Origin of the sequence: Elizabethkingia bruuniana (assembly GCF_002024805.1) — a bacterium.
Classification (GTDB): domain Bacteria; phylum Bacteroidota; class Bacteroidia; order Flavobacteriales; family Weeksellaceae; genus Elizabethkingia; species Elizabethkingia bruuniana.
The window spans coordinates 1422433-1435442 of the sequence record NZ_CP014337.1; the positions used below are offsets into that span (position 1 = coordinate 1422433).

Sequence of the window (13010 nt, forward strand, 5' to 3'; positions counted from 1 at the left end):
AATTACCCTTTATTAATTTCTACATCGGCTCCTGTAATATTTGTTGGGCCGGAAGATGTAGATTTTATATTAGCAGCATTGCTTTTAATATCGGCATCTATTTTAATTCCCGGATTAGCTCCTGACTTTCCTAGTTCGGTGGTATCACTTCCAATAACTTTTATGTTCAATCCTTCAATTGTAATATCACCACCTGTAGTCAGGGTAATGGAGCTGCTTCCCGTTTTTATAGTAATAGTAGTATCACATTCTAGAGTTATTTCTCCGGCGCTATTCATAGACAACATGGAGTTTGCACCTCCTCCTTCTTTACCTCCTACATTAATTGCACTTGCAGCACCAGCGTTAATAACACTATTGCTGCCTGCATTTACGGTATGATTGGTATTGGTATTAGTTGTTGCATTTCCGGCCCCATCGAATTTCATATTTGCACCACCTTTATCGGTTAGGAATACAGAACCTTCCCCATCGTGCAGCTCTAGCTTATTGCCACTTTTACTACTCAAACTTTTAACATTATTTCCCTGACCGCCGCCACCGCCAACTTGACCGTGGAACATAGATCCCATTACAAAAGGTCTGTCGGGTAATTGATGCTGGAAACCTATCATTACCTGGTCTCCAACTTCAGGGATAGACATGAAGCCTCTGTTTTTGCTTACTTTATCACTTCCTCCTGCATCTGGCGTCATTACTCTGATCCAGTTTGTTGTATCACTTCCCTCCTGCCAATCGAATTGCACCTGCACCCGCCCCTGATTCAGAGGATCGGTATTGGAAATTACTTTTGCGACCTGCGCCTCAGATTTTGGCATTTTAAATTCAGGTCTTGGAATAAAACCTGTATCTGCAGCAATAGCTTCGAAATAACCATTGTAATAACCTCTGGCATCTACTTCATGTGAGACCTCAGTGATCATTAGCTTGGTAAAATAAGAAGTTTCAGTTTTTCCGGATTTTCTCATTTCTATATTGGCAATACAGCCAGGATAGAGAAATGGAACTGTCGTTGTTCCGGATGTTATGAATACATCTACTGCTTTGCTTCCTGCTGTGCCTTTCTGGGAAGCATTGATATCCATAGAGGTAGATGCTTTTATAGGCGCCAGCCTTAATGCTGGTGTTGTAAAGGTTTGTTCGGAAATATTATAGGCGCGTTTAGCAATGTCAGATTTATGATCTATTACCGATTTTCCGGTAGTTAATTTTTCATTTTTGCTGCTGTTATATCCATAAAATGAAGGATTTACATGCTGAGCCCTCATTTTTATTTTTATATCGTTTATATTGCTACCGTATTTTAGAGTAATAGGTTTTTCCTGTGGTGGGAGTTCACCAAAATGCAGTACTTCCCCATCATAAAAAAACTGTTCTCCATGGGCCTCCGCCATACGGGATAAATAGTTATAATGTGTTTCTTCGTATTGTGCGCTATAATCCAGATTTCCATATTTTGCAGCGATACGAAAATCATAAAGCCCCGGATTGATTCCTTGCTTTATAACATAATCTGCAATACTATTAAGGCTTATAGGTTGTGGACCACCAAAACTTTGGGTATGTGGAGCTGCATCCAGTAAAGCTGTTGGACTGGATCCCTCTACTACAATATCTCCAAGGCTGCCTTTTTCCTGACTGAATCCTACTTCTGTGATAACTCCTACGAATGTTCTTTCTGGTCCGTCTTCAACATCTTTGTACCTGAAAACTACTGTAAGACGTTTTCCTAAAAATTTTTGGACAAATTCCAGTTGATAGCTTTCTGCCTCCTGCACTGCATCATGAGGAAGCATAAGACTGAAAGTATGGTGCTTGGAAGCACTTTGGGTGAGTTTGAAATGTTTAAAATTCTGGATAACTTCACCATTGATTACAACGAGTAGCTTTACGACCCGGTTAATTCCCTGTATAGCACTTTGGGGAAAAGCTTCTACATTATGAATTTTTGATGTGGGTTGTTTTCCCCATAAGTTATCGGTTTGTTCCCCTAGCAAGGCTGTTTTGGAGCCACGCATTTTAGCGTAATTACCTGCTTCAGAGATTCCATTGGCGGCTTTACCTAACGTTTTTCCAACTTTGGAATTTATTTGTGATAATTGCTCACCAGCTTTTTCAGCTATTTCTTTTCCAACGCCATCTTTTAAAGAATCCGGATTAATTCCTTTTCCCTTTGAGCTATTAGATGATATAATATTCTTTTTATTATTTTCTTCCTTAAACATGATTGTATCATTTGGTGTTTGTATTAAGTAGGTGTAAATCAGGATAAAAATTATCTCCTTGTATATATAACGTCTAAAGCGTTATTTTTCTTACTCAAATAAAAAAAGGCAAAATAGCGCACTGCTAACAATGCGCTATTAGTTAAAAATTCATATCAGAATTTATATTTTAGTTACCTGGCCAGATACCATCGTAAGCACCACCACCATAAGTGATTTTTTCAGCGCTGATAACGAAGCTCACCAACATGTTGTTGCTGTCGATAGCATCAAAGTCAACTTCGTGCTGGATTACATATCCGTTTTCCCAGTTAAGTTTGATAAGAGTTCCTTCCTCATGAGATTTGTTGAATGTAACCTCACCTGTAGTTGGTTTGTATTTACCATTCAATAAAGATTCGATGATGTCAGATTTTTCAGTTGCTTCTACAGTGATTTTGATAATCGCGTTAGAAGGATCAGAAGCAACTCTACCTGAAACGTCAGTAGAACGTGCTACGCTGTAGTTAAGTTTTAATACTTTTTGGTCAGTACCGTTGTTGAATTTTAAGATAGCTCTTGAATTGTTTGCAGCCATGATTTCTAAGAATTTAATTGTTAAAAATATTTTAGTGTTTCCTTATTCTTGGTACACCAAATTTATATGACCTTTTTCAAACAATAACGAGAGTTTTTGTTTATTTCTAAAATTGTAGTAAAATTACTACAAGAGTAATTTTATGATTTATAATGCTTTATAGTATTAATTGAAATCAAAACTTAGCTCAGTTTCACCTGTTATAATACGGGCTTTTACTTTGTGTTTCTCTGCTTTATTTTCTGTTGGATACCAATTTCTATTCGGGTCTACAATAATAAGTAAACCATTATCATTTCCTAATACTACAAATTCTTCTGTTTTCGGGCCTTTAACAAAATAATCAATTCCTGTTTGTTGAGTAATCTGTTGGGCTAAATTTAGCGGATGATCTGTAACTATTCCGATCTCACTGATGTTTAGTATACTTTTAGATGAAAATTCGGCATCGGAATTATTATTAAGATCTGTCCGGCCTATAAATTCAACAAGATTTCCGTTGTTGTCATAGAAATAAACTGCCTGTGCTCTCCAGTTATCGAAATTTGTAATAAGATGAGTCTCCGGATTTCTAATGAGCTCAATTCTATTATAGGCCCATATAATTGCTTCTTCAGGTTGATTAGCAGGAATATTAAAGGCGAAATGATATTTGAAATCTCCCTCGCGGTCATTTTTTTCAAAAGTGAGAACTGAGTCACCCGTACGAAACGAAACTGAAAGTTCTGTTTTTGCAATAATCTCCAGCTGAAGTTTTTCGGAATAAAATCTTTCTGTTTCAACTAAATTATGGGTCTGTAAAATAAGTTCAGAGATTATCATCGGATTTATTTTGTTGTTTATATTTTCTCGATTTTATAAGTACAGCGTTTGCCGCTGTCTAATATATATTCTGTTCTTTCTATATTATATTCAGGACCAAGCAGCTGTCTGAAGTTGTTAAGTTCCGATCGGCAAAAACCCTGGCATTCTGTTGCGGCAGCACAGATGGGGCAATGATTTTCTATAAGATAATAAGTGTCTTCATCTTTTTTCCATTCTGCCATATAACCTTCTTCAGAACGTTTCCGGCTCAGTATTTTTAATTTCTGATCCAGTGTCTCTGCTCCATTTAAAGCTTTATCATACTTTTGGTAAACAATTGCCTCTCTGTCTCCAATAAGCAGATTTAATGCATTTTCTCCTAACAGGTTTTTTACTGATTTTAGCAGCTGTACTGTAATATCTGCATGGCTGTCCGGAAATTTGGCAATTCCCTTTTCAGTGAGAGAATAGCTGACAGAAGGTCGGCCTACTCCTCCACTTTGCACATTTGCTTCTACAAGTCCGTCTGCAGACAAATTAAGAAGATGTTTTCTGGCCCCTTCTTTTGTTATGTCTAATTCTTCTGCAATAACAAGAGCAGTTGCCTCTCCTCTCATCTTCAGAAGCATTAATATTTTATCTGTTGGATTTTTTTTCATTTAGCAACAATTAGTTGTTTTATTTTTATCTGTTACAAAGTTAGTAGTTTCTATTTATTAGCTTTTATATCTGATACCAGTTATTGATAGATATTTTAAATTATTTCATTTTATTTAATAAAACAACTTTTTAGTTGTTTTATTGTTTTTCTTCTTTTACTTTGCCACAGATTAATAACAATAAAAAACAACGTTATGAGTACATTTCAGTTACCAGAACTTCCATATGCATATGATGCTTTAGAGCCTCACTTTGACAGCGAAACAATGAAAATTCATCATCAGCGTCACCATCAGGCTTATGTAGACAATCTGAACAAAGCTCTTGAAGGTAGTGATGCAGAAGGAAAAAGTCTGAAAGAAATTTTACCGGAAATAAGTAAATACAGTCCTGCTGCAAGAAATAATGGCGGCGGACATTATAACCATCTTTTGTTCTGGAGTATACTATCTCCAACTCCTAAAACTGAGCCTACAGGCAAATTGGCAGAAGCAATTAAATTGACTTTTGGCAGCATGGATGCTCTGAAAGAGGAAATAAAAAGAGTTGGTTTGGGACAATTTGGTTCCGGTTGGTCATGGTTATTTGTAAAGTATAACGGTTCTTTAGGAATTACAGGAACGGCTAACCAGGATAATCCACTAATGGATACACAATTGGTAAGCAGAGGATTTCCTATTCTGGGAGTAGATGTTTGGGAGCATGCTTATTATCTTAAATATCAGAATAAGAGAGCTGACTATCTGGATGCTTTCTGGTCTGTCCTGAATTGGGAGGTTGTGGAAGAAAACTACGAAGCTGCGCTTGCAGAAATTAAATAGCACAAAAGCAGCATTGTGCGAAACAATTAGCGTTATCTGTAGAATTTTGTAATGACAGGGAATATTTTTATAAACAAGGTTGAGGCATCAGGAATCATAGCATTTGATTTAATTGATTATAAGCCGGATATCGAGATCATTGAATTCGATATTAAAGATTATCTTTACATGGAGATGATCGTGAAAGAAAAAGAATTCAGAAGCTCGATATCTCAGATTGATTTTACTTACTTCAAAGGGAAGGCTGTAGCTATAGTTTGCTCAGCAGATGCTATTATCCCGCCTTGGGTTTACATGGTACTGGCTGAAAAATTTCATGGCAATGCTGCTTATTTTGATTTTAAGGATATAACTTCCGTTGAAGAGGATTTATGGAAGGATAATCTGCTAAAGGCCGATGTATCTTCTTTCACCGGACATAAAGTGGTGGTGAGGGCAAGACCGGATATACCGCCTGCACTTTATATGCTGGCTACGAGTCGCCTGAAGCCTTTGGTAAAAGCGCTGATGTATGGTGAAATAGGAATGCCTAAAGTAATTTTTAAAAACTAAAAAGCCGATATTCAGAAGAATATCAGAATATATTATATACTAATGAAAGCAATAATATTCAACGGAGCGCTGGAAAGAAATCCTTTGTCTACCTCCGGAGCACTTTCGGATTATATTTCGGGAAAACTGAAAGAATCTGGTGTGGAAAGCAAAATATTCAATCTTGCAGACAGCGGAATACCATTATATGATACAACATTGAAAAATGTACCTCATGGTGTAGAAGTTATGAATGCATTGTTTCTGGAGGCAGATGTTCATTTCTGGCTTGCTCCTCTTTATCATGGAAGCATTCCGGGAGTTATGAAAAACTGTCTTGACTGGCTTGAAGTAAGTGCTAAAAATGCAGAACCTTATCTTACAGATAGAAAAGTAGGACTGGTTTGCTGGGCAGATGGTGTGCAGGCCATGCAGGGAATTAATGCTATGGATGCTATTGCAAAGTCATTAAGAGCATGGACACTGCCTTTTAGTGTGCCTATTGCCAGAAGCGGCCTTTATGAAGAAGGACAATCAGGTATTATATCTCAGGAATATAAAAAGAAACTGGATCTTCTGATTAAAATTGCTATAAAAAAATAATTATGGTGTAGTCTGTCGGCTTTTAAATTATTCGGTGATTTCTATAATATTTTTTTCCGGGTCAAGGACTACACTTTCGTAATATCCATCGCCTGTAAGTCTGGGAAAACCAGCGATAGCATATCCGTCCGCCTCAAGCTGTTGGGTTAGCTTATCTACTTTTTCTCTGCTTCCAAGGCTAATAGCAAAATGAATAATTCCCATAGTTTGTTTCTCATAATCATGTGTAGACTTGATAATATCAGGTCTCTGCATCAGTTCTATTCTGCAGTCTCCGTGCGGAAAGCTTAAAAAATAGGATTGGAATTGTTTTACAGGATTGATATATTTTTCGTTAGAAACAGCACTGAAATATTTTTCATAAAAAGATCTAATGGTTTCTAAATCTTCTACCCATAGGGCAATGTGTTCTATTTTCATATGATAAAATTAATAAAAAGAATTAGTTCCTTTATTCATATAATTTCTGTTTAAATGCAAATAGCAGCTTTTAAGGCTGCTATTTGTTTTGAAATATAAATGTTAATGGGAATGTTTGTTGGGGTTATTTATATTAACTGAAGAAACTTTTTAAAGCAGCTTTTTCAATTTAAATTTTACTGATTTAACTTTGTTGTCATTATCTATATATTTAATAAGGATCTTTTTGTTTTTTCGTTTTAGAACCTGACTATAAAAATGGATATCTTTATTCTGAATATTATTAATAGATATAATCCGTTGACCTTCCCTAAGTCCCTTTTTATAGGCATCAGTATTTTGTAAAACATTTGATATTATAATTTCTTTCCTGTCATCGCTATATTTTAAAGATATAGGACTAACCAATTCTTCAAAATTTTCATGAAAAAGATAATTAGGTTTTAAATAAATATTCTTGTTTTTATAATCGAGTATAATATTAAATCTGTAAATGATTTCGCTACCCAGAATGCCAAGGATATCCTCCGCAGAGCTGACACCTTCTTTGTCTGAAGCCAAAGAAATATCTAAATTCTTATTTTCAAATCTTGTATTGCCTAGTGTAATACTTTTAATAAGCCCCTTTTCGTAATTGGTCTTATTGCTTAGGTTATTGCTGATAAGTGTTATTTTTTCATCAATTTTATTTAATAATTTATTTTTTTCTTTATAAGGAGAATTTACTAAAAGACTTAGTCCTGCTCCACTATCAAATAAAATGTCACCGGAAAATTTCTCTTTATTTTTCAGTTCAAACGTAATGGGTAACTTTGGAATACCCGAGTAAAATTCAAAAGGCAGCTTCTGATAACCCGTATAATCGGAAAAATTATCGAACTTATATAAACTTATGGTATGTGTTTCAAAATCAATTTTAGTGAGATATTTTTTCAAAATTGAAGCACCTATTATCCCGTCAAATTTCTGTTCGAATAACGCGTTAAGTCTGGATAGGTCATCTAAAACAATATTTGTGCTGTCTATATAGTGGCTTCGATCTAAGAATATTTTTTGGTTAGTCAATACATCATAGAGCTTTTTACCTCCTGCTCCTCTTATTTCTGTTTTATATTTGGCTTTAAGATTAAGTTTTTGTGCTATTTTTTTATCTAAAAGTGTAGTTCCTGCTCCTGTATCAAAAAAGAAAAGCAAGCTGTCTTTTTGATTTTCCACAGGTAGTTTTATAAAGATGGATCTATTGTCTTTTGACAATTTAAAAGGTAGATTAATCTGTTGTGCATAAAGACAAATAACAGATAAGAGGGCTAGTAAAAGATGTACTTTTTTGGGTTTTGTTTTCATAATTTTTTTTCTGGTACAAATTTTCACTAAAAAGAAAAATATCTTAGTTATCAAATCGTTATCTAGTGTTAAATAGTGTTATCAGATTATTTTATTACAACTCATAATATGTAATTTCGATGCATAGAAATACAAATTGCATGTATAACTTTTTTATTCGTTTCGGGAAACCGCTTTTAATATTAACTGTAGTTGTTGTTTTTATCTTTCAGGGATATTGGCTATGGAATACTTTTCAGTCCAAGAAGAAAGAGTTGCTGGATCAGACAAAAGTAGAAATGCAACAAATTCTACTTAATAAACTGATGGGTGAACTTGCTAAAAATCCAGAGGTTAAATCTGCTCTTGGGAAGCAGGATGGCTCTATAAAGGAGAGCTATAAAACAAATAAGAATGCAGAGGTTATCGTTTTAGAATCCAGTAATTTGAAAACTCCTGAGAAGATAAAAAAGTTTAATCTTCCGGATCTGAAAACCGATAGTCTGCTCTATTCTTCAATAAAGAAATCTATGCCGGTATTGTTTAGGTACGGAGATATTATTGTTTATAATAAAGCTAAAAAAGTTGTAAGTACATATCCTGCAGGACAGGCTGTTTATACAGAAAATACAACGGAAGATATCAGTAAATTGTATGGTAAAGGAACCTTCAGTATTCATATAGAGAACTTATTCACCACTACTATCTATTCTATATCATGGGCAATTTTATTTTCCGTATTCTATATGGTTCTTTTTATCGGAACACTATTTATTATATACCGCAATTTGTTGCTTAATCAGAAACTCCTGAGAAATAAAGAAGTGTTTACCCGTAATATGACACATGAGCTTAAAATTCCTGTGTCTACGATATTGATTGCAGCCGAAGGTTTGGAAAAATACAATATTACAAATGAACCTGAGGGTGCAAAAAAATATGTCCATATTATTCAGCGAGCAGCCAATAAACTTTCTTCTCTGGTAGAAGCAATCCTGCAAAATGCCAGAGCGGATGAAGCTACAGGGAAAATTGATCTGAATTCTGTAAATTTATTGTCCTTATTACATGAAGTTCAGGATAATCTTTCGGTCATTATAGAAGATAAGCAGGCAGAAATAAGGCTGATGAATATTGGTGAAGATATGAGTATAAAAGGCAATTATGAACAGCTAAAGCAGATATTTATCAATCTGTATGATAATTCTCTGAAATATTCTGATAAAAAGCCTGTTATAAGTGTTTTGGCAGTTAAAAAGAATAACCGGATTATCATAACCATACAAGATAATGGTATTGGTATTCCTCGAAAATATGAAAAAGAAATTTTTGCTCCATACTTCAGAATTATGAATAATGATTTGCATGATGTGAAAGGATTTGGCCTTGGGTTAAGTTTTGTAAAGAGTTCTTTAATAAAACAAAACGGAAACATCCGCTTGTTACATACTACAACAGAAGGCACAACTATAGAATTAAATATCCCTTCGTATGAATAATAAAGCCAGAATATTATATTTAGAAGATGATACTGATCTGGGAGGACTAACCTGTGAATTTCTGGAGAGAGAAGGTTTTATTGTAAAATGGGTAAATAATGGAGAGGAAGGACTTTTGGCTATACAAAATCAGGATTTTGATATTGTGATTGCAGATATTATGATGCCAAAGTTAGATGGTTATTCCTTTCTGAAGGTAATAAGAGAGCAAGGTAATACTATTCCTTTAATTCTTCTTTCTGCACGTGTATTAACAGAGGATGTATTAAAAGGCTTCTCTATAGGTGCAGATGATTACATGCGCAAGCCTTTTAGTATTGAAGAGCTTGTGGCCAGAGTCAACAGACTGCTTAAAAATGTAAAAGTTACAGCAGTACCAGTTATAAAGACCGTGAAAATTGGTGATTACGAATACAATCCTTATACGCTTAAACTAAAGTATGAGGATGAGTATTTTAATCTTTCTCCAAAATCCGGAGAAATTCTCCACAGACTGGCTACAGGTGAAAACGGAATGCTGCTTCGGGACAAAACACTTATAGATCTTTGGGGAGATGATAATTTCTTCAACGGACGCAGTTTGGATGTTTTTATTTCTAAATTGCGCAAATTGCTGTCAAAAGATCCTCGGATTAATATTTTGAATGTCAGAGCTGTTGGTTACCGACTGATTATTACATAGTTGATATAGTATGATATATATTATAAAAGCCTCACAAACTTATGATTTGTGAGGCTTTATTTTTAAAGAACAGGCTTTCTGAAATTCTGCATCGTGAGTATACCTAATAATAAACTGAAGATAAATAAAGGTCCGAGCATTGCCCTCCAGTTGGGCTGAAAATCTTCGTGATAATGCTCCGGTTGGAAGGAATCCCAGTTTAGATTGCTTACCGGCTCATTGGCAAAAATTTTAGGATAGAAATAAAGCCGCATTTTTTCATGAAACTTATCTGTGGCTTGCATAAACTTTAACTGATTGCTAAGCCCCGAATGAGTAAGATCATTAAACTGAAATTGGGTATGCAATCCTGGTATAAAAAAAGAAAGACTCCGGCTCATTTTTTCACGCTCCCATAATTTATGGACCAATTGATCAGACTGTGCTTTGGATTCATCGTCGCCCATTTGCTGCATAGCGTAGTACCATAGCCAGTTGAAACTCTCTTTCGGATATCCAAAAGAAGAAAACTGAGGATAATGTTTATAAAACTTCTCCATAGTAGCTTTTTTATCTGTGTCCCATTTTGCATGATAACCCTCTCTTTGTTCTATTACTGTATCCAATGCTTCTGGCAGTGGATATCTATTTATAATAAAATTATTCAGAAGTGCTGGTAATACAATGATTAATATAATCCAGAATGAAAGCAGACTTGCCGCATTGATACTGGAATTCTTCTTCATGGATACAATCCAGAAGCTTAGCGCAAACCAAAAGCTCAGATAGAAGAAAGACACAGAAACAAAGCCAAAGAATACTGTATTGAAAGACAAATCAAGAATTATAAATGCCAGAATCATTAAGATTATGAACACACCCATGACTGAAACAAAACGTACTAGTAACTTTCGGAAAAGAATCATTATCGGTTCTGGCGACTGTACAGATACCAATACCCAGGTACTCTCCTCTTTCTCTTCAGATAGCAGATTATAACAGAACGAAATAATAACTAACGGAAAAAGGAATATAATGACAAAACCCAGATCCAGATTTCCGAAAAGAAGACTTACAGGATTGTTGAGATCGGTATCATATTTCTGACCTTCAAGATTTCTGATGGTGAGGCTTTGTACAGATGGATTAATATCGCGTTGTCCTACAGAAAGAGCATTTAGGTTATCTGTATTATTTACCAGTCCAAACTTCAGGTAATATAGCAGCAGACCTGCTTCTTTGTCAAAATATTTGACATAGCGCTGTATATGATCCTGCTGATATTTGGCTGTGTGTTCAATATTGTTTTCTTGTTTATCTATAAACTGTTTACCAATATAGATACTCACCATACCCGATAACAGTAAAAAAGCCAATCCAAGGTAAGCTGACCGGGAGCGGAAGAAGTTTTTAAATAATAATAGGTACATAGCTTAGTATATTTTTATTTTTTTAGATATAAAATGAATCAGAAATAAGAGACCTGCTCCCCAGATAATAAGAGATAGTATAGCACTTATTTCATTTTTGAACAGATCTTTTTGTCCGATAAACCGATACCTGAAATCAGGCATTTCTTTCCAATGATCCTTACTTATAGTGTAAGGTTTATCTGTTGCTCCCTGCTTTTTGTTACTGATGTTTTCCATTTGCAGTTTATTCATCAGTTGGGCTAGCTTATAGCGATATGCTTCTACCTGTTCCTGATAGCTGACGTAGGAATTGAAGTCTGAACCGGTAAGTGCCATCGAGAGGTTTCGAATAGCCAGAAACGGGTTGACAAATGAGAGATAAGTGCTAACATTATTTTGCTTTTCGTAGATACGTAGCTGCTCGTTCCAGTATTTATTATAGATCCCGGCACTTATTTTTTCGCCCTCTGCCATAATATAACCACTGTAATTAAAGGGTAATTCCTCTACTGTTGCTACTTTATAAGTTTTTAGCAAAGAGTCTTTTATTCCTTTATAGTGTATATCATCGGGATTATGGCTGTCCCCGGCTTTTATCAGCTCACTTTCTACCCGTGTATCAAAATCTATTTTGGAAGGAGCCGGATGTGTATAGCTTCCAAATACCTGTGCTGCTCTTGGCATAATCACAATAAATAATAGCCAGATACTTATTAATTTTATTAAAGATGATTTTGATGTTTTACTTGTAGCCGAAACCAGTACACAAACCAGACATATAATAAAGAAATAACCAAAATAACTAAGGATAATCCATAATAAGCGTGTTACCTCATCTATACTAACTTTGAAACCAGCAAGAGATAACCAGAGAATTACTGAAACTATAATTACAGGAAAGTACAACAGACTGGCTACAGATAATAAACCCAGCATTTTGCCAGTCAAAAGTTCTTTCCATTTTACCCCCTGACTGAGAAGTACCTTCAGGGTGTTGTTTTCCCTTTCCGCAGATATACAGCTGAAACCAAGGAAAAAGATAAATAAAGGAACCAGGATCTGAAGGATCATTGCAATACTAATTTCTCCAAATCTTAGCATTCCTGATGAAAAACCGGCTTCCGAAAAGTTTGCTGTATTTTGTTTATGTGCTTCCAGAAATACAGAATTTCCGGTATAACGTTCTAGGCCTGAATCAAAAAAACTTAACGGATATCTTGGACGAAAGATCAGATAACCATAATGAGCCATTCTATGAGGATGCTTATCCGGTTTGCTTTCCCATTGCTGCCGTACTTCCTGCTGGTGTTCTGTTCTTATTTCTTCCTGTACCGAATAGTTTTTCCAGCCCGTATAAGCTGCAAATAAAAATAAACAACTAAACAAAACGAGCAGAAAGAGGATCCCTTTATTTTGTAATGACTGTTTCCATACTTGTCCGGAAATCAGCCGAATGATATTTTTTCTCATATAA

Annotated in this window: 13 protein-coding genes; 5 read left to right on the top strand and 8 right to left on the bottom strand. The window is 35.1% G+C overall.

The window, feature by feature from the left end:
- Positions 1 to 2: 2 nt before the first annotated feature.
- From AYC65_RS06665 to AYC65_RS06680, 4 genes are all read right to left on the bottom strand, one after another.
- The gene (locus AYC65_RS06665) at positions 3 to 2225 is read right to left on the bottom strand and encodes a type VI secretion system Vgr family protein (protein ID WP_078674548.1); all 2223 of its coding nucleotides are present in this window, start codon (positions 2223 to 2225) and stop codon (positions 3 to 5) included.
- 169 nt (positions 2226 to 2394) lie between these two features.
- Positions 2395 to 2802, bottom strand: a complete 408-nt coding sequence (gene tssD / locus AYC65_RS06670; protein WP_034867178.1) for a type VI secretion system tube protein TssD — start codon at positions 2800 to 2802, stop codon at positions 2395 to 2397.
- A gap of 165 nt (positions 2803 to 2967) precedes the next feature.
- On the bottom strand, positions 2968 to 3624 hold the full coding sequence (locus AYC65_RS06675) for a VOC family protein (protein WP_078674547.1): 657 nt from the start codon (positions 3622 to 3624) through the stop codon (positions 2968 to 2970).
- A gap of 17 nt (positions 3625 to 3641) precedes the next feature.
- Positions 3642 to 4265 (bottom strand): helix-turn-helix transcriptional regulator, encoded by a 624-nt coding sequence (locus AYC65_RS06680; protein ID WP_034867173.1) that lies wholly within the window; start codon positions 4263 to 4265, stop codon positions 3642 to 3644.
- Positions 4266 to 4460: 195 nt separating this feature from the next.
- Between AYC65_RS06680 and AYC65_RS06685 the strand changes: the two genes are divergently transcribed.
- The 3 genes from AYC65_RS06685 to AYC65_RS06695 are packed head-to-tail and all read left to right on the top strand — an operon-like array spanning position 4461 to position 6221.
- Positions 4461 to 5087 carry a superoxide dismutase gene (locus AYC65_RS06685; protein ID WP_034867171.1) on the top strand — a complete coding sequence of 209 codons (627 nt, stop codon included), beginning with the start codon at positions 4461 to 4463 and terminating at the stop codon, positions 5085 to 5087.
- A gap of 51 nt (positions 5088 to 5138) precedes the next feature.
- Positions 5139 to 5639, top strand: coding sequence for a DUF2480 family protein (locus tag AYC65_RS06690; RefSeq protein ID WP_034867168.1), 501 nt, complete (start codon positions 5139 to 5141; stop codon positions 5637 to 5639).
- Between the two features lie 42 nt (positions 5640 to 5681).
- On the top strand, positions 5682 to 6221 hold the full coding sequence (locus AYC65_RS06695; protein ID WP_034867166.1) for an NADPH-dependent FMN reductase: 540 nt from the start codon (positions 5682 to 5684) through the stop codon (positions 6219 to 6221).
- 27 nt (positions 6222 to 6248) lie between these two features.
- Here the strand turns inward: AYC65_RS06695 and AYC65_RS06700 are convergent, their stop codons facing one another.
- Positions 6249 to 6641: a VOC family protein gene (locus AYC65_RS06700; protein ID WP_034867162.1), complete on the bottom strand. Its 393-nt coding sequence runs from the start codon at positions 6639 to 6641 to the stop codon at positions 6249 to 6251.
- A gap of 150 nt (positions 6642 to 6791) precedes the next feature.
- A complete protein-coding gene (locus AYC65_RS06705) occupies positions 6792 to 7985 on the bottom strand; it encodes an aspartyl protease family protein (RefSeq protein WP_059333771.1) in 1194 nt (397 codons plus the stop codon).
- 140 nt (positions 7986 to 8125) lie between these two features.
- Here AYC65_RS06705 and AYC65_RS06710 point away from each other — a divergent pair, with 140 nt between their 5' ends.
- Both AYC65_RS06710 and AYC65_RS06715 read left to right on the top strand, forming a co-directional pair.
- Positions 8126 to 9463: a sensor histidine kinase gene (locus tag AYC65_RS06710; protein ID WP_034867154.1), complete on the top strand. Its 1338-nt coding sequence runs from the start codon at positions 8126 to 8128 to the stop codon at positions 9461 to 9463.
- Entirely contained in the window at positions 9456 to 10145 is a 690-nt protein-coding gene (locus AYC65_RS06715) for a response regulator transcription factor (RefSeq protein ID WP_034867152.1), read from the top strand. Before AYC65_RS06710 ends, AYC65_RS06715 begins: the two co-directional genes overlap by 8 nt.
- A gap of 62 nt (positions 10146 to 10207) precedes the next feature.
- On the opposite strand, the gene AYC65_RS06720 is transcribed toward AYC65_RS06715, so the two are convergent.
- Both AYC65_RS06720 and AYC65_RS06725 read right to left on the bottom strand, forming a co-directional pair.
- Positions 10208 to 11554 (bottom strand): DUF3526 domain-containing protein, encoded by a 1347-nt coding sequence (locus AYC65_RS06720; protein ID WP_034867151.1) that lies wholly within the window; start codon positions 11552 to 11554, stop codon positions 10208 to 10210.
- 3 nt (positions 11555 to 11557) lie between these two features.
- Positions 11558 to 13006 carry an ABC transporter permease gene (locus AYC65_RS06725; protein WP_034867149.1) on the bottom strand — a complete coding sequence of 483 codons (1449 nt, stop codon included), beginning with the start codon at positions 13004 to 13006 and terminating at the stop codon, positions 11558 to 11560.
- Positions 13007 to 13010: the final 4 nt, after the last annotated feature.

What these genes read in the sequence shown, in the direction of transcription:
- AYC65_RS06710 (WP_034867154.1), top strand. Translation starts at nt 8,126, where the DNA reads ATGTATAACTTTTTTATTCGTTTCGGGAAACCGCTTTTAATATTAACT.
- AYC65_RS06725 (WP_034867149.1), bottom strand. Translation starts at nt 13,006, where the DNA reads ATGAGAAAAAATATCATTCGGCTGATTTCCGGACAAGTATGGAAACAG.
- AYC65_RS06690 (WP_034867168.1), top strand. Translation starts at nt 5,139, where the DNA reads ATGACAGGGAATATTTTTATAAACAAGGTTGAGGCATCAGGAATCATA.
- AYC65_RS06720 (WP_034867151.1), bottom strand. Translation starts at nt 11,554, where the DNA reads ATGTACCTATTATTATTTAAAAACTTCTTCCGCTCCCGGTCAGCTTAC.
- tssD (WP_034867178.1), bottom strand. Translation starts at nt 2,802, where the DNA reads ATGGCTGCAAACAATTCAAGAGCTATCTTAAAATTCAACAACGGTACT.
- AYC65_RS06705 (WP_059333771.1), bottom strand. Translation starts at nt 7,985, where the DNA reads ATGAAAACAAAACCCAAAAAAGTACATCTTTTACTAGCCCTCTTATCT.
- AYC65_RS06695 (WP_034867166.1), top strand. Translation starts at nt 5,682, where the DNA reads ATGAAAGCAATAATATTCAACGGAGCGCTGGAAAGAAATCCTTTGTCT.
- AYC65_RS06675 (WP_078674547.1), bottom strand. Translation starts at nt 3,624, where the DNA reads ATGATAATCTCTGAACTTATTTTACAGACCCATAATTTAGTTGAAACA.
- AYC65_RS06665 (WP_078674548.1), bottom strand. Translation starts at nt 2,225, where the DNA reads ATGTTTAAGGAAGAAAATAATAAAAAGAATATTATATCATCTAATAGC.
- AYC65_RS06680 (WP_034867173.1), bottom strand. Translation starts at nt 4,265, where the DNA reads ATGAAAAAAAATCCAACAGATAAAATATTAATGCTTCTGAAGATGAGA.
- AYC65_RS06700 (WP_034867162.1), bottom strand. Translation starts at nt 6,641, where the DNA reads ATGAAAATAGAACACATTGCCCTATGGGTAGAAGATTTAGAAACCATT.
- AYC65_RS06685 (WP_034867171.1), top strand. Translation starts at nt 4,461, where the DNA reads ATGAGTACATTTCAGTTACCAGAACTTCCATATGCATATGATGCTTTA.
- AYC65_RS06715 (WP_034867152.1), top strand. Translation starts at nt 9,456, where the DNA reads ATGAATAATAAAGCCAGAATATTATATTTAGAAGATGATACTGATCTG.